20 protein-coding genes are annotated in these 23,684 nt (G+C 29.1%); 15 read left to right on the top strand and 5 right to left on the bottom strand.

Annotated elements, in window-relative coordinates:
• The first annotated feature begins 41 nt into the window (after positions 1-41).
• Both PZA12_RS22435 and PZA12_RS22430 read left to right on the top strand, forming a co-directional pair.
• Positions 42-1,904, top strand: coding sequence for a polysaccharide biosynthesis protein (locus PZA12_RS22435; protein ID WP_077837162.1), 1,863 nt, complete (start codon positions 42-44; stop codon positions 1,902-1,904).
• 2 nt (positions 1,905-1,906) lie between these two features.
• Positions 1,907-3,412, top strand: coding sequence for an O-antigen ligase family protein (locus PZA12_RS22430; RefSeq protein ID WP_077843889.1), 1,506 nt, complete (start codon positions 1,907-1,909; stop codon positions 3,410-3,412).
• A 155-nt stretch (positions 3,413-3,567) separates the two neighbouring features.
• Here PZA12_RS22430 and wecB read toward each other — a convergent pair whose 3' ends face one another.
• The gene (gene wecB / locus PZA12_RS22425; protein WP_103699055.1) at positions 3,568-4,632 is read right to left on the bottom strand and encodes a non-hydrolyzing UDP-N-acetylglucosamine 2-epimerase; all 1,065 of its coding nucleotides are present in this window, start codon (positions 4,630-4,632) and stop codon (positions 3,568-3,570) included.
• Between the two features lie 540 nt (positions 4,633-5,172).
• Here wecB and PZA12_RS22420 point away from each other — a divergent pair.
• From PZA12_RS22420 to PZA12_RS22380, 9 genes are all read left to right on the top strand, one after another.
• The gene (locus PZA12_RS22420; protein ID WP_078114390.1) at positions 5,173-6,429 is read left to right on the top strand and encodes a glycosyltransferase; all 1,257 of its coding nucleotides are present in this window, start codon (positions 5,173-5,175) and stop codon (positions 6,427-6,429) included.
• 483 nt (positions 6,430-6,912) lie between these two features.
• Positions 6,913-8,130: a glycosyltransferase family 4 protein gene (locus PZA12_RS22415; protein WP_103699054.1), complete on the top strand. Its 1,218-nt coding sequence runs from the start codon at positions 6,913-6,915 to the stop codon at positions 8,128-8,130.
• A 110-nt stretch (positions 8,131-8,240) separates the two neighbouring features.
• Complete coding sequence (locus PZA12_RS22410) at positions 8,241-8,846, top strand: sugar transferase (RefSeq protein ID WP_077843885.1); 606 nt, start codon at positions 8,241-8,243, stop codon at positions 8,844-8,846.
• 248 nt (positions 8,847-9,094) lie between these two features.
• Positions 9,095-10,183 (top strand): Gfo/Idh/MocA family protein, encoded by a 1,089-nt coding sequence (locus PZA12_RS22405; protein ID WP_077843884.1) that lies wholly within the window; start codon positions 9,095-9,097, stop codon positions 10,181-10,183.
• Positions 10,184-10,366: 183 nt separating this feature from the next.
• On the top strand, positions 10,367-11,242 hold the full coding sequence (galU, locus tag PZA12_RS22400; RefSeq protein WP_103699053.1) for a UTP--glucose-1-phosphate uridylyltransferase GalU: 876 nt from the start codon (positions 10,367-10,369) through the stop codon (positions 11,240-11,242).
• A 632-nt stretch (positions 11,243-11,874) separates the two neighbouring features.
• Positions 11,875-12,957 carry a sensor domain-containing diguanylate cyclase gene (locus tag PZA12_RS22395; RefSeq protein WP_077843883.1) on the top strand — a complete coding sequence of 361 codons (1,083 nt, stop codon included), beginning with the start codon at positions 11,875-11,877 and terminating at the stop codon, positions 12,955-12,957.
• Positions 12,958-13,164: 207 nt separating this feature from the next.
• Positions 13,165-14,313 (top strand): helix-turn-helix domain-containing protein, encoded by a 1,149-nt coding sequence (locus PZA12_RS22390; protein WP_103699052.1) that lies wholly within the window; start codon positions 13,165-13,167, stop codon positions 14,311-14,313.
• 297 nt (positions 14,314-14,610) lie between these two features.
• Positions 14,611-15,831, top strand: a complete 1,221-nt coding sequence (gene tyrS, locus PZA12_RS22385) for a tyrosine--tRNA ligase (protein ID WP_103699051.1) — start codon at positions 14,611-14,613, stop codon at positions 15,829-15,831.
• Positions 15,832-16,095: 264 nt separating this feature from the next.
• Positions 16,096-17,781: an IS1634 family transposase gene (locus tag PZA12_RS22380; protein WP_181006061.1), complete on the top strand. Its 1,686-nt coding sequence runs from the start codon at positions 16,096-16,098 to the stop codon at positions 17,779-17,781.
• A gap of 277 nt (positions 17,782-18,058) precedes the next feature.
• On the opposite strand, the gene PZA12_RS22375 is transcribed toward PZA12_RS22380, so the two are convergent.
• Genes PZA12_RS22375 through PZA12_RS22360 form a run of 4 tightly spaced genes read right to left on the bottom strand, consistent with a single transcriptional unit; the run spans position 18,059 to position 19,168 of the window.
• Positions 18,059-18,349: a spore coat protein gene (locus PZA12_RS22375; protein ID WP_078114394.1), complete on the bottom strand. Its 291-nt coding sequence runs from the start codon at positions 18,347-18,349 to the stop codon at positions 18,059-18,061.
• A gap of 18 nt (positions 18,350-18,367) precedes the next feature.
• A complete protein-coding gene (locus tag PZA12_RS22370; protein WP_103698832.1) occupies positions 18,368-18,619 on the bottom strand; it encodes a hypothetical protein in 252 nt (83 codons plus the stop codon).
• Between the two features lie 48 nt (positions 18,620-18,667).
• A complete protein-coding gene (locus PZA12_RS22365; RefSeq protein WP_077855258.1) occupies positions 18,668-18,943 on the bottom strand; it encodes a spore coat protein in 276 nt (91 codons plus the stop codon).
• Positions 18,944-18,979: 36 nt separating this feature from the next.
• A complete protein-coding gene (locus PZA12_RS22360; protein WP_012060766.1) occupies positions 18,980-19,168 on the bottom strand; it encodes a hypothetical protein in 189 nt (62 codons plus the stop codon).
• A gap of 194 nt (positions 19,169-19,362) precedes the next feature.
• Here PZA12_RS22360 and tlp point away from each other — a divergent pair, with 194 nt between their 5' ends.
• From tlp to PZA12_RS22340, 4 genes are all read left to right on the top strand, one after another.
• Entirely contained in the window at positions 19,363-19,590 is a 228-nt protein-coding gene (gene tlp, locus PZA12_RS22355; protein ID WP_077837180.1) for a small acid-soluble spore protein Tlp, read from the top strand.
• A gap of 432 nt (positions 19,591-20,022) precedes the next feature.
• A complete protein-coding gene (gene buk, locus PZA12_RS22350) occupies positions 20,023-21,093 on the top strand; it encodes a butyrate kinase (protein WP_103698833.1) in 1,071 nt (356 codons plus the stop codon).
• Positions 21,094-21,391: 298 nt separating this feature from the next.
• A complete protein-coding gene (locus PZA12_RS22345; RefSeq protein WP_103698834.1) occupies positions 21,392-23,275 on the top strand; it encodes a flagellar hook-length control protein FliK in 1,884 nt (627 codons plus the stop codon).
• Positions 23,276-23,418: 143 nt separating this feature from the next.
• Positions 23,419-23,679 (top strand): EscU/YscU/HrcU family type III secretion system export apparatus switch protein, encoded by a 261-nt coding sequence (locus PZA12_RS22340; RefSeq protein WP_103698835.1) that lies wholly within the window; start codon positions 23,419-23,421, stop codon positions 23,677-23,679.
• The last annotated feature ends 5 nt before the right edge of the window (positions 23,680-23,684 follow it).

Here is a 23,684-nt window from a genome sequence, read left to right as displayed (position 1 = left end):
GACATTTTAGTGAGAATCTCTGAAGTAGGAGGGGAAGTATAGTGAAGAATTGGAAGACTTTTATAGTTATGATAATCGATATGTTTATGGTTAATATGGCATATCTTTTCTCAATAAATATAACACAAAGTGGAACTTTTACAGAAATTGCGAAAATATATACGCACGATTGTATAGCTTTGAGTCTTATATATTTAGTGTGTTTTTACTTATTTAAAATGTATGAAAGTCTATGGCATTTAACTGGTACTGACGAGTTTTTGTTAGGTGTTGGTGGAAATATTTTAGCAGGGATAATATCAATAGGGTATACTAGAATTCTAGGTAATACAATTCCGCTAAATGTTTCGGTTGTCGGAATACTTTTAAGTATTTTCTTTGTGTTGGGATATAGAATACTGTATAGAGTATATAGAAGAACGCTTTTGTACATACCATTTAAATACTCATCAGACCAAAGAAGAGTAATGATAGTTGGAGCAGGTTCGGCTGGAACTATGCTTATTAATGAAATGATGGCAAGAAGAGAACTAAAGTATAATCCAATAGTTCTTATAGATGATGATAAAAGTAAACTTGGAAAAAGAATATCAGGTGTAAAAATAGAAGGAAACAGATACGATATACCTTATATAGTTGGAGAGCAGGAAATAGATTTAATATTAATTGCAATTCCATCTCTTGATGCTAAAAATAAAGCAGAAATAATTGAAATCTGTAAGAATACCAATTGCAAACTTCAAATAATACCTGGAATGTACGAAATATTAAGTGGAGATGCTACAGTTAGTAGAATAAAAGATGTTGATTTGGAAGATTTACTTGGAAGAGATCCTATTCAACTTGATAATAAAGGAATTTCAGATTATATAGAAGGAAAGACTATATTAGTAACTGGAGGGGGAGGATCAATAGGTTCGGAACTTTGCAGACAAATTTCCATATATAATCCTAAAAGGCTTATAATATTTGATATTTACGAAAACAATGTATATGATATACAAAATGAGCTTAGAGAAGAGTTCCCAGACATGAATCTTACTGTATTAATAGGTTCAGTTAGGGATAGAAAGAGACTTCATGAAATATTCACAAAATATAAAGTAAATGTGGTATTCCATGCAGCAGCACATAAGCATGTGCCTTTAATGGAAGATAGTCCTAAAGAGGCTATAAAAAACAATGTTTTTGGAACCTTAAATTTAGCAATAGAAGCAAGTGATGCTAATGTAGAAAGATTCGTTATGATTTCAACAGATAAAGCTGTTAATCCAACTAATATTATGGGGGCAACAAAAAGATTATGTGAAATGATCATTCAAGCCATGGATAAGCAGTCTAGGACGGAATTTGTTGCGGTTAGATTTGGAAATGTACTTGGAAGTAATGGATCAGTAATACCATTATTCAAAAGACAAATTGCTAATGGTGGCCCTGTGACTGTAACTCATAAAAAAATTATTAGATACTTTATGCTAATTCCAGAAGCAGCGCAGTTAGTGCTTCAAGCTGGTGCGTTTGCAAGAGGCGGAGAAGTTTTTGTATTAGATATGGGAAAACCAGTTAAAATTTATGATTTAGCATGCGATTTAATAAGGCTTTCGGGACTTGAACCAAATAGAGATATAAAAATTGTAGTTACAGGTCTTAGACCAGGAGAAAAGCTATACGAAGAACTTTTAATGAGTGAAGAAGGCTTAGAAAATACAGTTCACAATAAAATATATGTAGGTAAACCAACATTTGAAGATATGAATAGCTTAACAATTAAGCTGGAACAATTACAAAAGTTATTGGAGCTTAATGATATATCAGAGATTAAGCATCAAATGCAAAAGATAGTTCCAACATATCACTATAAAAACGAAGATGAAGTGGCTGCAGAAAATGCGGATAAGGAGTAATAATGACGAGAGAAGACGTAATTAGAAATATATTTTTAGCTATTATATTTGCTATTAGTGGATTTTTAGGAATAGCAAATGGAAGTTATATAGTATCTATAATGTACATATTGACAGTAGTAATATTAGTAGTTTTTATTCTTAAAGATAAAGATTTATATAATATGTTTTATACACTGCTTTTAATTTCTGCATTTTATGATTATACATTATATGTGCCAAGAGTACAAAGTGTATACTTATTTCATATAGTTTTAGGCATATTTACACTTATGTCATTGTTTAGAATATTTAAAGACAGACAGATTTTAATGGATTTGGATAGAAAAGTGTTAGCAATATATGTACTTTGGTTTATATATATGTGTGTTAGTATAATATGGTCATTAAACAAAAGTTTATCAATAAAATATATAGCTATATATTTAATGATGTTTGCATTTATTGTAAATATGATGGTATATAACATTAATAGAGAAAGAATTAAAAAAACAATTACTATATTATTGTCGCTAATTTTACTTATCACATTAATTGGTTTTGTAGAAGTTATTCTTGGAAGACAATTGCCAGTTAAACATTATGCTGACGCTTTTATTGAGTTTTTGCCAAAGGGTGATCAAGACTTAATACATGCAAGACCTATAGCATTTTCATTTAATCCTAATAACCTAGCGGCTACTCTTGCAATACTGTTACCAATTGGTTTTTATGCAATATATAAAGTTGAGAATATGCTTTTCAAGATAGTTTGTATAATTGCTTCAATAATTGCTTTTTCATTAATTTCAATAACAACATCAAGAACAGGTTTTGCGGCTGCTGCATTTGGAGTTATAGTTTATTTAATTTATTCTATAATAAATATAAAAAAGATAGGATTAAAGGGAATATTATGCCCACTAATTTTAGTGATTTCTCTTTTTGTAGCTTTCAAATATAGTTATATGATAATGAATATTGCGCAAACTGAATCTGGTCAGGAGCAGAAGAAAAATGGTCTTGCAGATAAGCTTGATGCCCTAGGGGAGCAAGAAATTCAAGAAGGCGGAGAGGGATCTCTTAATGTTAGATGGACAATAGTAAGCGATGTATTAAGAGGGACAATAAAAGAGAAGCATTATCTAGGCTACGGAGTAGGAAATGTTGAACAATATATTAAAAATCAAGGAAATACAGGAAATATATATAGCCCGCACTGTTATCCAATAGAGATTCTTGGAGATTTTGGTTTACCAGGTCTAGCACTTTATGGCATATACTATTTATACTTGTTAATTCAAAATATAATTATTGGAATAAAGAAAAAGAGTCCAATGTGTTTTGCAGCTGTAACAGGGCTTATAGCTTTTGCACCAGCAAGTTTTGGACCTAGTTCTATAACATATGTATTTTCATATTGGATTCTTATGGGATTTGCAGTAGCGTGTATACAAGTTTACAAAAAGGAAAGTGATGAGTATAGACCAACATCATCATCGTCAATGAAGGAATATAGAATAGGATAATAGAGAGCACGAGTGTTTATAATTTAAAATGTAATATAATTCAGATATTAATATATTATCAAATAAAAAAATGGAAGGAATACCTTCCATTTTTTTGCTTATTTTTAGTTGTTAAAGTCTTGTATTTCAAATGTTTATAATATGTTGATTTATACTTATCCTAAATATTTTTCAATAATTTCTGTAATTATTGAAGAACTGTCTCCATTTCCAAATGCAGAAGCAGGAGTACCTGTTGGATTGAAGTTTTCTATAGCATCCATTATCTTATCAGAATTGCTTCCAACTATAACGTTCCAACCGTTAGTTACAGTTTCAACCCATTCGGTTTCATCTCTCATAGTTATACATGGTTTCTTTAAGAAGTATGCTTCTTTTTGAACTCCGCCGCTGTCGGTAACTATCTTTTGAGAATTTTCTTGAAGAGAAATCATATCTAAATATCCTACAGGATCAATAATTCTTATATTTTCTCCAATATGCAAATCATACGTTTCAATAAATTTCTTTGTTCTAGGATGTAGTGGAAGTATGATTCTCTTACCAGAGTTATTTAAAGCAGTAATGATTGAAGATAATCTTTCAATACTGTTAGTGTTTTCAGCACGATGTATTGTTGAAAGTATATAACTATTTGGTGCTAAATCAAGTTTGTCAAGTATTGTTGAGATATCTTTAGCTCTTTCTTTAAAGAGATTTATTGCATCATACATTACGTCACCGACATTATGAACACCTTTTGTAATATTTTCATCCTTTAAGTTATTTAAAGCAGTTAAAGTAGGTGTGAAAAGTAAATCGGATATATGGTCTGTTAATATTCTATTTTGCTCTTCAGGCATAGCCTTATTGAAACTTCTAAGACCAGCTTCAACGTGCGCTACAGGAATTAATAATTTGCTTGCACATAGGCTACCTGCAAGGGTTGAATTTGTATCTCCATAAACTAAAACCATATCTGGTTTTTCTTTTAAGTATATATCTTCAAGAGATATTAACATGCTACCAGTTTGATGTCCATGGTTAGATGAACCAATGTTTAGATTATAATCTGGCTTTGGAATTCCAAGTTCCTCAAAGAATATATCAGACATATTATTATCATAATGCTGTCCAGTGTGTACTAAAATTTCACTGTTTCCATTTCTTCTAATTTTATTAGATACTGTCGCGGCTTTAATGAACTGTGGTCTTGCACCTATAACAGTTAATACTTTCATATAATAGGCCTCCTTAAATTTTAGGTATTTATTTGTGAATTATTTATATTTACGTATAAATAAATATCAAGTGAAATTTATTTGATATGAGAATTATCTCAATCTGAATATTAGTTAAACTTATAAAAAATAATCACCACAATGTCTAGGTATATGAAAAGTGATATTACGCTTACGCAGAATTAAAAATTGATTTAGTGTAACTCGTCTAAGCGAACCTCTCAAAAGTGAATTCCTAAAGTTTATATTTTAGAAACATAAGCTTCCGCTTTAGAATTTTTATGTTCTGTCCTTAGCCATCTCCTTGCGAGTATATTGGCTTATTGCTATATAATCATTCAGATGACTTTTGAAAGAGGGCTCTCTCATAAAGAGTAAGCGCTATAGCGGCTAGACATCAGATAACGTTATTTTATCATATAAAATTCATAAATGAAATAATATGGGCGATATTATAAAGTAAAAGCTTATATTCATATTGTTGAAATGAAGTATTTCATATGTTATTCTTATACTGATTATAACTCTGGAGGGAAAAAGATGAAAAACTGTTTAGTACTTTTAACTAAAGTTTTTCCTTTTGATAAAGGAGAAGAATTTATAGAAGGCGAAATAAAAATGCTTTCTGAAGCTTTTGAAAAAGTAATAGTGATAGCAACTAGTGTAGCTGATGATGCGATACAAACAAGAAGTATTCCTAGTAACTTTGAAGTACATAAAATTAAGGCTTCAAAAATAAAGCATAGTTTACCAATTAGTGCTGTGAAGCTATTTCCATTTTATAATTATAATGGATGTGTAAATAAAGAAGAACGTAATGATATTAGTGGTTCCATAAAAAAGAAAGCTTATTTAACATATTTTACAGCAAAAGCAAACAGCGTGTTAAAAGAAGTTTTGGAAATCATTAAAAAATATAATATGGATGAGTATAGCGGAATAACTTTATATAGTTATTGGTTATATGATATTGCTTTTGTGGCAATAAAACTTAAAGAACTTTATGGTAAAAAGATTACAAGAGTAGTAAGTAGAACACATAGATATGATCTTTATGCTAATGAAAACTCGATGAATTATATACCACTTAGATATTATTTCCTAAGAAATTTAGACACGGTATATCCATGTTCTGACGATGGAAGCAATTATCTAAAGAAGCTTTATCCAGATTACGCAGCTAAAATTAAAACTGCATATCTTGGGACAAAAGATTATGGAACTTCACAAGGATCAAAAGATTCAACATATAGAATTGTGAGTTGCTGCCATGTTTCTCCAGTAAAGCGTATAGATTTATTGGCAAAGTCACTGGCAACATTGAAAGATTCGGGATTAAATCTAAAATGGACACATTTTGGAGCAGGAGATGGCTTGGATGAAATTAAGGAGTATGCAAGAGAAAATCTTGATTTTATGGATACAAGTTTTCCAGGGAGTGTTAAAAATTCCGAGTTAATGGAGTATTATAAAAATGAACCAGTCGATTTATTTATAAACACAAGCAGTTCAGAAGGATTACCAGTTAGTATCATGGAAGCATGTTCTTTTTCAATTCCAACTATTGCTACTAATGTAGGCGGTACGGCTGAGATTGTTAAAGAAGGTGAAACTGGATTGTTATTGGATAAAGATTTCGATCCTGAGGAGCTTAGAAATAAAATTAAATATATGGCGGAAATATCAGAGGAAGAAAAACAAAAATTCCGTGATAGATGCCGTTCACTTTGGACTGAAAATTTTTGTGCAGATAGTAATTTTAGAAGATTTGCACATGAAATTAGAGCGGTTCAATAAAATTAATAAAAAAGTTCTGAGATATCTTTATCAGAACTTTTTGGTATATACTAATTATAGATTATCTAAGAAGAGTGTGGTAGAAAGTTTTATCTAAGATGATTGCGGATAGGTTAGATTTTAGCATTCACTTTCCAGACTCATATTTGTTCATTGAGTAAGTTCACACAGCAAAATCATAAAATGATTGGTAGAAAGTTTTATCTAAGTCAATTAATAATAGGTTAAGTTTGTGGCTTTCACTTACCCGACTCACATTCATTCGCTAGATAAGTTTGACTAGCAAAATCATAAAATAGATAATTGTGATAGAGAGCATGAAAAGAGTATTTTGGGCAACTCTTAAGATATTTTTCAGAGGAAACTCGACTCACATACGCTCGCTGAGTAAGTTCACATAGCAAAATCATAGATTTTGATGTTCACTTATGTTATAATCTATAGCGTTAATTAACATTATAATGCAAAAAAGGAGCAATTAAGATGAATATCTTACTTATAAATCATTACGCAGGGTCTGATTATCATGGAATGGAATTTAGACCTTATTATATGGGGCGAGAATGGGTTGATATGGGACATAAAGTAGTCATACTTGGTGCTGATTTTTCACATTTACGAAAGAAAAACCCACAAATAAAAGAGGATTTCGAAGAAGAAATTATAGATGGAATTACATATGTATGGGTTAAGACTCCAGAATATCAGGGAAATGGAGTTGGAAGAATTAAAAATATATCAACATTCATGTTCAAATTGAGAATGAATTATAAGAAACTTGCAGATAAATATAGACCAGATGCAGTAATAGCATCTTCGACTTACCCTTTAGATATATATCCAGCTCATAGGATTGCAAAGAGGAGTAATGCTAAACTGTTTTTTGAGATACATGACTTATGGCCTTTAACGCCAATGGAAATAGGGGGGTATTCTAAGAATAATCCAGCTATAGTTATGCTTCAAAGAGCAGAGGATTTTGCTTTTAAGAATTGTGATAAAATTATTTCAATTTTACCTAATGCAGATAGGCATATGAAAGATAGGGGATTTAGTGCGGATAATTATGTTCATGTTCCAAATGGAATAATTGTTGGAGAAAAGAAGAATGCTCCTATGGAAAAAACTATTGAAAGATTGCAAGAACTAAAAGATGAAGGGTATTTCTTAGTTGGATATACAGGAAATCACTCACCAGCTAATGTATTAGATACGATGATTGATGCTGCAAAGAAAACTACAGATGAAAAAATAAAGTATGTATTAGTTGGAAATGGAAACGTGAAAAATGAATTAATACAATATGCTAAAACTAATAATGTAACAAATGTAGAGTTTCTAGATCCTGTACTTAAAGATAATATGGATAATGTACTAAGATTATTAGATATATGTTATATAGGATTAAAAAAGCAAAATTTATTTAATTATGGCGTAAGTCCAAATAAATTATTTGACTATATGATGGCAGCAAGACCAGTAATATATGCAGTTGAGGCTTCAAATGATCCAGTGAAGGATTCAAATTGTGGTATTACGGTACCAGCAGAAAATCCAGATTCTGTTGTGAAAGCAGTTATGAAAATTAGAAACTTAAGCGAAGATGAAAAAAATAACTTGGGCCAAAATGGTAAGGATTATGTATTGGAAAATCATACTTATCGCGGGCTTGCAGAGAAATTTTTAGATGCACTAAAATAACTTAAAAATTTATGAAGAAATTCAATAATATGAGCTGAATTGACTAAAAAGTTGTAAAATAGTTAATATAATATTATATGTTCTGAAATAAATAAATTAGGAGTAAATAGATGAATACATTCAATAAAGTAGTTAAAAGAATATTTGATTTGATATGTTCTACTTTAGGACTTATAGTTTTAAGTCCGATTTTGATAGTTATTGCCATCAGAATAAAAACAGATTCTGATGGACCTGTATTTTTTAAACAAATAAGAATTGGTGAAAAAAATAAAGAATTTGAGATTTTAAAGTTTAGAACTATGGTTGTGGATGCAGAAAAGTTAGGAAGGCAAATTACTGTAGGAAATGATAGCAGAATTACTAAAATAGGTGCTTTCTTAAGAAAATATAAACTTGATGAACTTCCACAATTAATAAATGTATTTAAAGGGGACATGAGCCTAGTAGGACCTAGACCAGAAGTTCCTAGATATGTAAATATGTATAATGAGGAACAGAGAAGGGTTTTAGAAGTTAAACCAGGGATAACAGATTTAGCATCAATTAGATATAGAGATGAAAATGATTTACTTGGAGAAGCAGAAAATCCTGACGATTTTTACATAAACACAATTATGCCAGATAAACTCGCATTAAATTTAGAATATATAAATAAAAATAATATATTTTTAGATATTTATATAATACTTAAAACAATAGTAAAATGCCTTTAATCAAAGAAAAATATAGATTTATAATTATCTCAGACAGAATTCGAAATTATTAAATAAAAAAATCAAAGAAAATTATTTCGATAGCTAATGAAGTTAAAATGCTATTATTTAAAATTAGTGTCTTAACTTCTGATCTTAGCTTATGTATTTAAAATGTTGTTTTAATGCATTAGTAAAATTAACTTTAGAGGAAATTATGAACTATTGAATTTGACTAAAAGTATTTAATTTGAGAGAGGTAGATTAATATGAAAAAATTAAAATTTGCTATTATTGGTTGTGGAAGAATCTCATATAAGCATGTTGAAGCGTTAGCTAAAAATGTAGAAGAAGCGGAACTTGTAGCGACTTGTGATGTGGTTTTAGAAAAAGCGGAAGCAAAGAAAGTTGAATACATAGAAAAAACTGGAGCAGCTGAAGATTCTGTGCATGTCTATACAGATTATAAAGAAATGTTAGAAAAAGAAGATATAGATGTGGTTACAATAGCAACAGAAAGTGGTTATCATGCTGAAATTGCTATTTATAGCATGAAAAAAGGAGCTAGTGCATTAGTAGAAAAGCCAATGGCTATGTCCATTGAAGATGCTAATGAAATGATTAAGGTTGCTAAAGAAAACGATGTTAAGCTTGGAGTTTGCCATCAAAATAGATTTAATAAGCCTATACAGAAGTTAAGAGAAGCTATAGAAAGCAAAAAGTTTGGAAAATTAGTTAATGGTACAGCTAGAATACTTTGGAATAGGAATATGGGATATTATGAACAAGCACCTTGGAGAGGAACTTGGGCACTAGATGGTGGTACACTTATGAACCAGTGTATACATAATATAGATTTACTTCAATGGATGATGGGTGGAGAAATCGAAAGAGTTTATGCTGAATGTGATACGTATCTAAGAGATATTGAAGCTGAAGATTTTGGTGCTGTAATAATAAGATTCAAAAATGGTGCTATTGGAATAGTTGAGGGATCAGCTTGTGTCTATCCTAAAAATCTAGAAGAAACATTAAGTATATTTGGAGAAACAGGAGCAGTATCAATTGGTGGTCTTGCAGTTAATGAGCTTGAAACATGGAGATTTGAAGGTGAAGATGAAGAAGCGGTTAAGAAGTCTGTAAATGTTAAAATAGACAATGTATATGGAGAAGGACACACACCATTATTTAAGGATGTAATAGATGCTATAAATGAAAATAGAGATCCACTAGTATCAGGAGAAGAAGGTAAGAAGGCAATGTCTATAATACTTGCAGCATATAAATCAAGAAAAACAGGAATGCCAGTAAAATTTCCATTAACAGATTTTAAAACATTAGATATGAAAGAAAATTAGTAAATGTTTTAGTTTAAATGTATTAATTTATTGAATGCATTTAAACTATTATTTCATAAATATGTAAAAAGTATATATAAAATAGGAATACTTAAAAAATGTGTTGGGCAAAATTAATTAGAATTGTTTATTATGGCTTAATATATTTAAATTACCAATAATAAGATGAGAGGATGATATATCGTGAAAGTAAAAAAAGCTATTATACCAGCCGCAGGTCTTGGAACAAGATTTTTACCTGCAACTAAGGCACAACCAAAGGAGATGCTTCCAGTAGTTGATAAACCAACAATTCAATACATAGTTGAAGAAGCAATCGCTTCTGGAATTGAAGAAATCTTAATTATTACAGGTAGAAACAAAAAATCTATAGAAGATCATTTTGATAAATCAGTAGAATTAGAATTAGAATTAGATAAGTCTGGAAAATCAGAATTACTTGAATTAGTAAGAGATATATCTGACATGGTTGATATACATTACATAAGACAAAAAGAGCCAAGAGGCTTAGGTCATGCAATTCATTGTGCAAAGACTTTTGTTGGAAATGAACCATTTGCTGTTTTGCTAGGTGATGATATTGTTGATAGTGAAAAACCATGCTTAAAACAATTAATAGACTGTTATAGCGAATATAAAACTACTATCTTAGGAGTTCAAACAGTAGCTAAAGAAAATGTTTCCAAGTACGGTATAGTAGACGGAATACATGTTGAAGATAGAGTTTATAAGGTAAAAGATTTAGTTGAAAAGCCTAATACTGAAGAAGCACCAAGTAATGTTGCTATACTTGGAAGATATATTATAACACCAGAAATATTTAATATATTAGAAAATACTAAGCCAGGAAAAGGTGGAGAGATTCAATTAACAGACGCGTTAAAGACTTTAATTGGAACTGAGGCTATGTATGCATATAACTTTGAAGGTAAAAGATATGATGTGGGAGATAAACTTGGATTCTTGCAAGCAACAATAGAATTTGCTTTAAAGAAAGATGAATTAAGAGATGAATTTATAGATTATTTAAGTTCTAAGCCATGGGAAAATAATTATTAGAAAATAAATTAATAGTAATTAAATTAATAAATCCTAAAGTGTATTTTAGGATTTATTAATTTATAAAATATACATAACTATAGTAGTTTTGATATGTATATAAAAATCTAATATCAGAAATTAAACTTTTAGAAACTAATAACGATTGGTATACTTTTGAATTAAAAATCTTATACCAAATATAATTAGTGAAATAAGTAATACAATATTTAATACCGAATTACCAAATTGTATAAATAGTGTACATATCAATAAAAATATAAATACACCTAAAAGCCATTGTATAAATCTCATTATTTTGTCTCCTCGTAAAATTAATTTTGTAATATTAGTTTATCCTAAATTGAAAGATGCAATTCATGAAAATTTTCCTAGTAATTGAAGAGAGATGAAGAATATAGTAAAAATCGTTATAAAAAAACTAATTATAATTAACCTTATTATGATTTTTTATGGCGTGTACATGCTGGACATATGCAATTTAAAGATATAGTAAAATTTACAAACAGCTTGAAGTAATTGTATTCAATTATTTTGTTACTTGTAGTATAATTGTATTAAGTATAAAATAATGGTAAATTTAAGTTGTTATATAATCATGGAGTTCGTATGATTAGAGGATGGTGGGACAAATGCAGGATTATGAGAAGCTGTATAAATCGCTAAAGATAGAATATGAAACATATCAGAAGTTTTCAGAACAACATATACAAGAACTAAATGAGAAAAACGTAAGACTAGAAAAGAGTATAGATTCTTTATCTAATATAATAGAAGTAAGTAAATATATAAATACATTTTTTAGCAGTGATAATTTAATATCTCTAATTAATGACATGATTCTTGGAATACTAGGAGTTACATATTCAACCATATTTATGATAGAAAATGGTGAGTTGATAGTTAAGGCGAGCAATATTGAGAATATGAATATAAATCTAACTTCTAAGGAATTTGTGCATATAAACAAGGGAGAGGAATTCTTAGTTAATTCTAGAAAGCCTTTGAAGCAGACTGGAGAACATAAAATAGACATACACTCAATCATGGGATCGCCAATAAAGTTGAGAGAAAAATTTATTGGATATATAGTAGTAGAACATAATCTCTATAAATTTATGAACATAGAGCTTAAACTTTTCCTTAGGTCGATTGCAAACCAGATTGCAATTGCAATAGAAAATTCTTTGCTATATAAAGAATTAGAAAAAATAAATCAAAGAGACCCTCTACTTGGAATATATAATAGGAAATACTTTTTTGAATTTTTAGAAAAGAATGAGAATAGAAAATTAAACGATAAATTTGCCATAGTAATGATAGATATAGATGATTTTAAGAAGGTAAATGATACATATGGTCATCAATTTGGTGATAAGATTTTGATTAACACAGCTAATATTGTTAAATATGGAATAGATAAAAATGATATCTTCGCCAGATATGGAGGGGAAGAATTTATTCTATATATTTCAGATTTTACTAGTGAGGATAATGTATATAGCAAAATTGAAGCTATACGACGTACAATTGAAGGTAGTAAAATTAATTTTAACGGTAGAGATGAGTCTATAACAGCAAGTTTTGGAATTTCATTTTTTCCTTTAAATGGTACAGATTTAAATGAACTTATAAGTAAGGCTGATGATTTATTATATAAAGCTAAAAAAAGTGGTAAGAATAGAGTTCTGAGTGGAAATATATTTAAAATCTAATAATAATATTATAAAGCAAACTTATTTATATTAATAAGAATGCTTTTTTATTATTTAGGCTAATAATATTTTATAGTGGATAAGTAAAAAAATTATTATTAAATTAAAAAGTGGTTATTGGCTAAATTTATATACATCTTTAAAGTATCCGGTAAAATATTTTGTAACTTGTGGTATTTATTAATAAATATATAAGGAGGGTATATTATGGATAGTAAAAAGTTACTATCTTTGATAAAAAGAGAAGAAGGAACAAAGTTAGATTTTAAATTGAAACTAGAGCTTTTCTGCGAGACAGGTAAGAAAGAATTAACTAAAGATATATGTGCCATAGCTAATTCGAGTGGGGGAAGAGGATATATAATTGTTGGAGTTGAAGATAAAACCAAGAATATTATAGGCATACAAGAAAATGACATGTTTAAAGAAGAGCAGATACAGCAAATAATAACGACAAGATGTGAGCCTCCAATACCAATAGAAGTTGATTTCGTAGAGATTAAAAATAAGAAAATAGGCGTAATATCAATTTATGATGGGGGACAAAAGCCATATCAAGTTAGAGATAATGGAGCTTTTTATATAAGGAGAGGTTCTACTACAGATGTAATGAGAAAGCAAGAATTAATTGTGCTACTGGAGGAAAATCTAAGTTTAACCATTGAAACTTGCCCTCTTATAAAAAGTAGCATTGATATTTTAAATATGGAATTAGTTAATAGATATTTCAGTAAAAAAGGCATAGAAATTAATGAAGAAAATAAGAGATTTTTACTGTTAAGTGCAGGAATAGCCTTTGAACATAAAGAAGGCGCACCTCTTAAATGCACATATGGAGGATTGCTTGTATTTTCTGATAAGAATTATATATATATTCCTAACAATATGATAAAAATCATTAATAAGTTAGAAAAAGCCAATGGAGAATTGCACATAATTCAAGGAAATCTTTTATCTATGATAGATAGTGCAGAAGAAAAAATAAAAGAGATATTACCAAAGAATTATCCAATGCAAGCAATAATTGAAGCAATAAAGAATGCAGTTCTATATAGGGAGTACTTTGATTTGAATAAAATAATCGAAATAATTATAGATAGGAATAAGATTATTATTTCAAGTCCTGGTGAGTTCATAGATGAGAATGTAAAAGGGCAAAGAACTAACTATAATAAAAGAAATATTTGGTTATATGAAAAACTAATTTCTTTAGATGAGAAAAGAAGATTTTTAAATAGCGGAAGAGGATTCACAATTATTAAAAATTCTTTTAAAGGGAAAGGCAGAGTTAAATTTATTAATTCACGAGCAGAACATAGTTTTAAGGTGATATTGCCAGGCGTTGAGATTAAATGACATGGAGTTTTAATCTAAATAAGTGTATATAAAATATGAATTATTGCCAAAATTTAAGGTTGAGGATATACTATAATAAGTAATTCTAATATGAAATTTAGAATAATCTTACTCTATTAACCTGAAATGCAGTATAAGTTAAAAACTTAGGTAACAAAAAGTTATGATAAAAAGTTTAATAAATTTATGAAGCTAAAATATATTTTTTGAGAAATACGTATAGTTTTTATAACCTGGACTTGTAATCTGCAATTAGTTTATATTAACTCAAATAAGAAAATTTTAGGAGGTACTATAATGGCAAATGTATTAGATGAGCTATTAGAGAGAGGATACATAAAACAATTTACACATGAAGAAGAAACAAGAAAATTATTAGAGAATGAAAAAATAACTTTCTATATAGGTTTTGATCCAACAGCAGATAGCTTACATGTAGGGCACTTTATAGCAATGATGTTTATGGCTCATATGCAAAGAGCAGGACATAGACCGATAGCTTTAATTGGTGGTGGAACTGCTATGGTTGGAGATCCAAGTGGTAAAACTGACATGAGAAAAATGCTTACTAAAGAAGATATTCAGCATAATGTAGATTCTATTAAGAAACAAATGGAGAGATTTATAGATTTTTCTGATGGTAAGGCAATATTAGCAAACAATGCTGATTGGCTTTTAAATCTTAATTATGTTGATTTCTTAAGAGAAGTAGGAGTTCACTTTTCTGTAAATAGAATGTTAACAGCAGAATGCTTTAAACAAAGATTAGAAAAAGGATTATCATTCTTAGAATTTAACTATATGTTAATGCAAGGATACGATTTTTATGAATTAAATCAGAAATATAACTGTAAAATGCAGCTTGGCGGAGATGATCAATGGTCTAATATGATAGCTGGAGTTGAACTCGTAAGAAGAAAAGCTCAAGGGGAAGCTATGGCTATGACTTGTACTTTACTTACAAATAGTCAAGGACAAAAAATGGGTAAGACTGTTGGAGGAGCATTATGGTTAGATCCTGCAAAAACTTCACCATATGATTTTTATCAATATTGGAGAAATGTAGATGATGCAGATGTTGAAAAATGCTTGGCATTATTAACATTCTTACCAATGGATGAAGTGAGGAGATTAGGTGCGCTTGAAGGAGCTGAGATAAATGGGGCTAAGAAAGTTCTTGCGTATGAGATAACTAAACTTGTTCATGGAGAAGAAGAAGCTAAGAAGGCAGAAGAAGCAGCAACAGCATTATTTGCTGGTGGAGCTGATATGTCAAATGTTCCAACTGTTACTATAGCTAAAGAAGAAATTGGTTTACCTATATTAGATGTAATGGCAAGTACTAAAATTATTCCATCTAAAAAAGAAGGTAGAAGATTAATTGAGCAAGGCGGCTTGTCTGTTAATGGGGTCAAAGTTGAAGAAGTTAATAGAATTTTAACTGAGGAAGACTTCCAGGATGGTGCTGTATTAATTAAAAGAGGAAAGAAAAATTATAATAAGATAGAAATTAAATAATTTTATCATATAAAATATGTTGTTAATTGAAGGTATAAAAACTTTTAGTTAACAACTTTTTATTTTTTCTATTACTAGATAAAAGGCTAAAAGTTCTCGAATATTTATATCAAATGAGTATAAATAGTATCTATGACAATATTATTTATAACTCATATTCCGCCTAACTAATTTTTCCTATTTAACCTCAACTATTCACTATATTATTTGACTAAAAATTATTATGATTACGGTATGCAAATAATATTTAATGGGGGGATTGGAATGGATAAAGAGTTGTTATTGGAAAATATTGAAATGGAAGCATATAGCCATGGAAAAGCGACGCTTGTAGCAGGTATGTGTAAGAAACTAGGAGTTATCAACATCTTTGATCAATATTTGACTAAACAAAATGGGAGAAAGCCTGATATAGCTTATGGGATAATGGCTCAAATGATGTTAGCAAATCTTTGTCATTCAAGACGACCATTATATCTTATGGATGAGTATTTTGAACATATTGATATTGAAGGGACATTTAACAGCGATGCGAAGCCTCATAATCTTACAGATGATAGATTTGGCTGTTTTCTTGATAATTTTCATGAAGCTGGTCCAAGAAAAATTTTTTCTGAAATAAGTATGACTGCTTTCGCTACGTATGGATTGAGTATAAAGAATATTAATTACGATACTACCTCAAAGGTAATGTGGGGCCAGTATGAAACAGAAGAAGGTAAAATAGATGAAATATCAATTGATTATGGATATAGTAAAGATAAAAGAAATGATAAGAAACAAATAAAAATTGGAATTGGAACAGCTAACGGTATAGTTGTAGACGCAAAAGTTCTTTCGGGTAATACAGATGATAAAACTTATAATAATGACGCTATAGATGATGTTGATGAAATTTTAAAAAAATCCAAAACTAGTAAAGATTCATTCTACTATGTTGCAGATAGTGCATTTTTTACAGAAGAAAATATTAATAAAGCAAATGGTAGAGATATAAAATTTATAACAAGAGCTCCTGAAACAACAAATATGTCTAAAATCTATATTGGTAAATTTTTTAGTGAAAGACAGTTAACAAAAGATGTTATTTTTGAAAATGCCCAAGGTAAAAAAGTTAAATATCAAGTATTAGATTATAAATCAGAATATAAGGGGATTCCAGTTAAACTGGCAGTCTGTTATTCCTTCACTCTTGAAGAAACCAAAAGGAAAACTATTTCTAGGCATGCAGAAAAAGAATATGCCGAATTAGAGAAAAAAATCAAAGTATTTTCCAAGCGTAGCTTCGCGTGCGAAGCAGATTCACAAAAAGAAATAGAAGAGTTTTTAAAGACTAAAGGGAAAAAATTAAAATACCATTCTGTTAATTTGAATATTGAAATGAATGAAAAACGTAAGCGTAAAAAAGCTGATAATAAGGATTCACAAAAGGAATATGAATATACTATTAATTTAGAAATTAACCGTGAAGATTCAAAAATTGAAGCAGCAATTGAAAGAGAGTGTACTTTCATCTTAGCAAGTAATGATTCTGATATTTCATGTGAAGAAATGCTGAAAGAATACAAAACTCAAAGCAGCGTAGAGAAAAAGTTTCAGCAGCTAAAAGCACCAGAGTTTATAGATGACCTTTTTGTAAAAACTCCCAAAAGAGTTGAAGCCTTAACATACATGATACTTATTGGTTTAATGATTTTATCAGTAATGGAACATGTAGTCAGACGTGAGATGAAGAAAGATAATACGATTATACTTGGACCTGGAAAAATAAAAATGTCCAAGCCGAGTTTAAAAGCTATAATGGGTATCTTTGAGTATGTGCCTATACAAGTAATTAAAGTTAATAACAATTGTATAAGAAAGTTTCAAAAACCACTAAAAGATAATCAACGGCAGATATTGAATTATTTAGGTTTGGATGAAAGTATTTTTGTTGGACATGCTATTTAACAAGTATATATTTCAAAAAATTTAATAATGATTCCATTAGGGATAGTTTAGAAATTTACTATGGAATAATTCACATATAGATATATATTATTCCAAACTTTAAATAAAGAAAAGATATTTCACTGAAATGCATAGCATTCAGCGAAATATGAGTTATAATACATACAAATATATTAATCATATTTTATAATGATGTATCGGCAAGTCAGATTAATATTGTGTTCAATGGAACAGCATTTATCTTCTTGCCTGACACAAAAATTCACTATATATTTTGTTAGCTCAAATTTTGAGAGTTTTCGTACTCATTTCTAAGCTGTTCCATAGGTGCCTCTTCAGCTGAATACCAACCCTTGTCTACAGCTATATCAGATAATTCAAAATGCTCAGCTACAGCTTTATCTAATTGCCCTCTTAACATTTCTCTTAATTCTGGATTTACTGCTTCAGTAGCAGCAGCAGCTAAAGAAGTCACAGCAAATTTAGAATCCTTAAGCATGTCTTGAGCAATATCTCTAGCTGCTAGAGTTGAATCATCAGTTCCTAGTAACTTATCTAAAAAAGACATATTAACTACCTCCTATTTTTATTGCATATTTAATTTATTTTCAATAAAATCTTGCATTGAATTTATATTTTCTTTTTTACTATCTAGGCATTTTTCCATGAAAGATTTTAATTCATCATCATCTACCATAGCCATGCTGGCTTGTATTTTCTTAGCACCTATAATATTAGTATCCATTAATTCTCTTAGTTCAATCATTTCGTGTGGAGCTAATCCGCTATTATTATTATTATTATTATTATTATTATTATTATTATTATTATTTGACATAATTTCACCTCCAAGCTAAATTAAAATCTTGAATATAATTAAGTAATATTATTGAGTTATTGAACCTATAGATGATAATTCTTTTTGAAGTTGTTGTTGAGGATCTTGATTAGCATTATACCAACCTTTATTTACTGCTATGTCTGATAATCTATAGTGGGAATTAACACAAGCAGTTAATTGACCTTTAAGTGTATCTCGTAGCTCTGAATTTGTTGTTTCTGTTAATACTTTTGCTAAAGTTGTTATTGTTGCTTTTGAACTTGTTATTAAGTCAAGAGCAATGTCTTTTTCTGATAATGAGTTATTCTTATTTTGATCCATTTAAATTTCTCTCCTTTCTATATGTAATAAACTTGCTTATGATAATACAGATTGTATATTTTTTAGAGCAGTTTTTTTAGCGGCTAAGGAATCCTTCATAAAGTTTTTTAGTTCATTATCATCTACCATATTCATGCTAGCGTTAATTTTCTTTATTCCTAGCATTTCTTGGCTTATGAGTTCTCTAACTTCTATAGCTTCATGTGGCGCTAATTGAGCTTTCATATAATCACCTCCTGACTATAATAGTATTGCACCACTAAATTCATTAATGTGTGGAAAATAAATGTATTAATATTTATATTTTTTATAGGCATCATATGTTTGTACATAATAAATTATTATCTTGTAAATAATAAAAAATGAAAATTACTTGAAGATAAGTAATTCCAATATTTAAACAAAGGAGAGATGCAATTATGAAAAACAAACCAGATAACAGAAAAGATAATGTAGATAGAATTCAATATAACATTGATAGAACTATTTTGAATTGCGAACTTGCAGATGAAATGATAGAAAAAACTGATGATCCTAAAATGCAACAAACATTAAAAGAGAAGAATGATAGAAGAGAAGAAGCACTTCGAGGCATGAGAGAAGAAATTAGAGATGAAGCATTGGATAAAGAAAGAGGATATAAGTAGAAAAAATAAGTATAATTTTAATAGCATTTAACAAAAAAATAAAGTATAAAGTATATTATTAATATATAGTATACTTTATTCCAATATATTAAGTTACTAAGTGTAAATAAAAATCACTTGTGAATTACTAATTAGTCACAAGTGATTTTTTATTTAAAAACTTATTAAATATCCTAATTATACGAAAAAAGTATTTGTTAATTAATATAGTTTCAGGTTATAATAGTAAAGTGATGAAAAGGTTTAAATTATATAGTAATTATTTCTTGTAATAATCCAATATACAGTATATAATATTATCGCCAATATAATTGTATTTTCTACAAAATTTTCATTAATGGCAGTAGCAATTAATATTTTGAATTACTATAAAATTTAATTTTACAGGTCATGTGGGAATATTGAAAATAAAATCTTAAGGGAGGAAAAAGTGTGAACTATAAATTGTTAATAATAAACCCAGGTTCTACGTCAACAAAAATATCTGTATTTGAGGATGAAAAGGAAGTATTTGGAGAAACTATAAGACATTCTTCAGAAGAGATAGGAAAATTTAAACACATCTCTGATCAACAAAACTTTAGAACAGAAGTTATATTGAAGATATTGAAAGATAATAAAATAGATATAAAAGAATTGGATGCAGTAGTAGGTAGGGGAGGACTTTTAAAGCCAATCCTAAGTGGGACATATAAGGTAAATGATAATATGTTAAGAGATTTAAAGGAAAGTGTTAAAGGAGAGCATGCATCTAATTTAGGAGCTATAATAGCAAATGAAATTTCAAAAACAATTGGTAAATCTGCATTCATAGTAGATCCAGTGGTAGTAGATGAAATGGAAGAAATAGCTAGATTATCGGGTGTTCCAGAACTTCCTAGAAAGAGTATTTTTCATGCACTAAATCAAAAGGCAGTAGCTAAAAGATACGCTAGAGAGAACTCTAAAAATTATGAAGATGTAAATGTTATCGTAGCACATATGGGTGGTGGTGTTTCTGTAGGAGCTCATAAAAAAGGAAAAATAGTAGATGTTAATAATGCTCTTGACGGTGAAGGGGCCTTCTCTCCAGAAAGAAGTGGAGGAGTTCCATCAGGTGATTTAGCTAGAATGTGTTTTAGCGGAAAATATACATTGGAAGAAATTTTAAAGAAAATAACAGGAAAAGGTGGCTTTGTAGCTTATCTCGACACAAATGATGCTAGGGTTGTAGAAAGTGCTGCACTAGATGGAGATCCAAAGGCTAAGATTGTACACGATGCTATGGGATATCAAGTTTCAAAGGAGATAGGTGCGGCAGCAACAGTACTTAATGGTAATGTTGACGCTATAATTTTAACTGGGGGAATGGCATATGGAAAGCCAATGGTTAATTTAATAAGAGAACGAGTAGGGTTTATAGCACCTATAGTGATCTATCCTGGTGAAGATGAAATGCTTGCTTTAGCACAAGGCGTAATTAGAGTATTTAACGGAGAAGAAGAAGTTAAAGAATATAAATAGATTATTAAGTAAATTTAATAAGATAATGATAGAGGTGAGGGTTCTTTAAAACGGAATCTTCACCTTATTTTTTATAATATTAAAATTTGAAAGCATAAATGCTATAATGTTATATCGAATAAGAAAATACTCGGTAATATTATAATAGATTAATCATGATGAATATTTAAATATAAATAATTAGATTGTAATTAATAACATTTTATTTTTTAGTTAACTTATGCTATGTTCATACGATAAGTATAATAGAGTAATTGATCGGGAAAGTACGAATGAAATTAGTAGGGGAGAAGATAATATGCCGGGAATTTGGAATATAAATAATGGATATAATATAAATACAAAGAAAATTTCTAGCAAGTTAACTTTTGAAGTAGGGGAACGCTTTACAGGAAGAGTAGTTGCAAAGGGAGATGGAAAAGATATTACAGTCAAGTTATCAGATGGATGGCAGTTTATCGCTGAGCTTGAAGGAAATATTAATTTGGATGATCTTAAGTTAGTTAAGTTCCAAGTAAACGGATTTGAAAATGGAAAGTTAAAATTAAAACTAGTTGAGGATTCTGTAGATGAAAAATCAACTGGCGATGAAAGCTTTCAGGAAATAATTGATAAGGAAGGTCTTTCAAAGGAAGATATTGATATTTTAAAACAGATGGTTAAACGTAATCTTCCTCTAACTAGAGATAATATTAATTTGATTAAAGGATTAATTCAATTTAATGGAAAGATAAGTTCCAATCCAAAGGAAATAGATGCATTTATTCAAACGTATCTTCAAAGTAAGAATATATCTGGTAATAGTGAGGAAGGTCAAGCAGTTAAAGAGATGCTTACCAAGTTCTTGAATGAATTTAAGAATATGACACAAGACGATATACTTACATTTATAGAAAACAACTTGGATTTTTCAGAAGAAAGTATAGATAGTTTTAATAAGTTGTTTAAAGGAAATTCATCAATAGAGCAAATATTAAAGAAAATGAATGAGTCATTAAATTTTATAGAATCACCAAATAATAACTTTGAGACTGTAGTTAAAAATAAAACTATAGACAAAGAACTTGATCTAATGAAGAATAATACAGATACAACTAAAGCAATAGCATCGAAGTTGTATAATGAGAATGATCCTTCGAATAGGAAAATAAATGTTCTAGACGTATTGAAAACATTAGCAGGAAGTGAAGATAGTGAACTAAATATAGCTCAAAAGCTTGCTGATAATGAAAAGAATAATTTAAATACTCAAAAAGTAAATCTTCCATCCTCATTAATTGAGAAATTAAATAATAAAGAAATAGTTGATCTAATAAAGGAAGCAATTGGTAATGGAATGACAACTGATAATGAGCCCAAGACACAAGCACAAAGTCTTATAGAATCATCAAATAAAAATAAATTAGAAATATTATTGAGTAATATTGAAGGTAGAGAAGTCAAACTTACTGATAGTGAATATAAAGAATTCAATAAATTATTGAATAATAGAATTGAAGGAAAAGATCACTATGAGGAAACAGGATCTAATGATAAAGGTGGAAATATACAGCCTAAGGAATTATCGACATCATCTAAGGAAAACTTTGCTGATCTAAAAAATGAGGATTTACTATTAAGAAGTAATTTAGATAGCAAAGAAGCTATAAAAGCAGATATGAAATTTAAAATAGATGGAGTAAGAGATATAGTTAAGAACTTAATAGCGCATGTGGATTTAAAGGATGCTGGATATGAAAAAATAATGGATTTAATAAAAAATAATATAAATGATATTAAGGTATTCAATTCTATAAGCAATGAGTATTATTATTTAAATATTCCTATAAATGCAAATAGTCAAGAATATCCATGTAAGCTTATAATAAAAGATAATAGAAAAGATGGCAAAAAAATAGATAAAACTAATGCTAAAATGGTTGTTAGTGTTAAAACAGCTAATTTGGGAGAGGTTGATGGATATTTGACATTAAGAGATAATAGAATTGATGTGAATTTAAAATGTGAAAGCCATTTTACATCTATTTTAAACAATAATAAATCTAAGTTAGTAGATGGATTATCAACACTTGGGCTATTTGTTAATATAAGTGTATCTATGAAGGAAAAGCCTGTAGACTTAGTAAGTTGTAGAAATTTCTTTAACGATTTAACTATTTCTGCTATCGATATTAAGGTATAATAATTAGTGTATTCATTTAAAATATGCAGTTAATGTGCAATAAAGGAGCCTTAATTATAATTACTTTTAGATTCAGAAGGAATTTTAGCTTTAATTGTACATTTTAGAACTATTGAAAATATCGGTTAGGAGTGTACAGGAATATGAATCAGAGGAAGAAGGCCGCAGCATTAAAATATGAATTTAATAGCGATACACCAGTAGTTACAGCAGCTGGAATGGGGCATATTGCAGATAAAATAATAGAAAAAGCGACACAAAATGAAGTACCAATAGTATACAATAAAGAACTAACTGATTTATTGTGTAATGTAGATGTTGGAGATGAAATTCCTACGGAATTATATGAAGCAGTAGCTCATGTAATTGCTTTTCTTACTGATTTAGATAAGAAGAGACTATAGACAGA

The sequence above is a fragment of the Clostridium beijerinckii genome (assembly GCF_036699995.1).
Taxonomy (GTDB): Bacteria; Bacillota; Clostridia; order Clostridiales; family Clostridiaceae; genus Clostridium; species Clostridium helianthi.
This window is presented reverse-complemented; position numbering and strand designations above follow the sequence as displayed.

What these genes read in the sequence shown, in the direction of transcription:
- PZA12_RS22430 (WP_077843889.1), top strand. Translation starts at nt 1,907, where the DNA reads ATGACGAGAGAAGACGTAATTAGAAATATATTTTTAGCTATTATATTT.
- wecB (WP_103699055.1), bottom strand. Translation starts at nt 4,632, where the DNA reads ATGAAAGTATTAACTGTTATAGGTGCAAGACCACAGTTCATTAAAGCC.
- PZA12_RS22420 (WP_078114390.1), top strand. Translation starts at nt 5,173, where the DNA reads ATGAAAAACTGTTTAGTACTTTTAACTAAAGTTTTTCCTTTTGATAAA.
- PZA12_RS22415 (WP_103699054.1), top strand. Translation starts at nt 6,913, where the DNA reads ATGAATATCTTACTTATAAATCATTACGCAGGGTCTGATTATCATGGA.
- PZA12_RS22410 (WP_077843885.1), top strand. Translation starts at nt 8,241, where the DNA reads ATGAATACATTCAATAAAGTAGTTAAAAGAATATTTGATTTGATATGT.
- PZA12_RS22405 (WP_077843884.1), top strand. Translation starts at nt 9,095, where the DNA reads ATGAAAAAATTAAAATTTGCTATTATTGGTTGTGGAAGAATCTCATAT.
- PZA12_RS22395 (WP_077843883.1), top strand. Translation starts at nt 11,875, where the DNA reads ATGCAGGATTATGAGAAGCTGTATAAATCGCTAAAGATAGAATATGAA.
- PZA12_RS22390 (WP_103699052.1), top strand. Translation starts at nt 13,165, where the DNA reads ATGGATAGTAAAAAGTTACTATCTTTGATAAAAAGAGAAGAAGGAACA.
- tyrS (WP_103699051.1), top strand. Translation starts at nt 14,611, where the DNA reads ATGGCAAATGTATTAGATGAGCTATTAGAGAGAGGATACATAAAACAA.
- PZA12_RS22380 (WP_181006061.1), top strand. Translation starts at nt 16,096, where the DNA reads ATGGATAAAGAGTTGTTATTGGAAAATATTGAAATGGAAGCATATAGC.
- PZA12_RS22375 (WP_078114394.1), bottom strand. Translation starts at nt 18,349, where the DNA reads ATGTCTTTTTTAGATAAGTTACTAGGAACTGATGATTCAACTCTAGCA.
- PZA12_RS22370 (WP_103698832.1), bottom strand. Translation starts at nt 18,619, where the DNA reads ATGTCAAATAATAATAATAATAATAATAATAATAATAATAATAATAAT.
- PZA12_RS22365 (WP_077855258.1), bottom strand. Translation starts at nt 18,943, where the DNA reads ATGGATCAAAATAAGAATAACTCATTATCAGAAAAAGACATTGCTCTT.
- PZA12_RS22360 (WP_012060766.1), bottom strand. Translation starts at nt 19,168, where the DNA reads ATGAAAGCTCAATTAGCGCCACATGAAGCTATAGAAGTTAGAGAACTC.
- tlp (WP_077837180.1), top strand. Translation starts at nt 19,363, where the DNA reads ATGAAAAACAAACCAGATAACAGAAAAGATAATGTAGATAGAATTCAA.
- PZA12_RS22345 (WP_103698834.1), top strand. Translation starts at nt 21,392, where the DNA reads ATGCCGGGAATTTGGAATATAAATAATGGATATAATATAAATACAAAG.
- PZA12_RS22340 (WP_103698835.1), top strand. Translation starts at nt 23,419, where the DNA reads ATGAATCAGAGGAAGAAGGCCGCAGCATTAAAATATGAATTTAATAGC.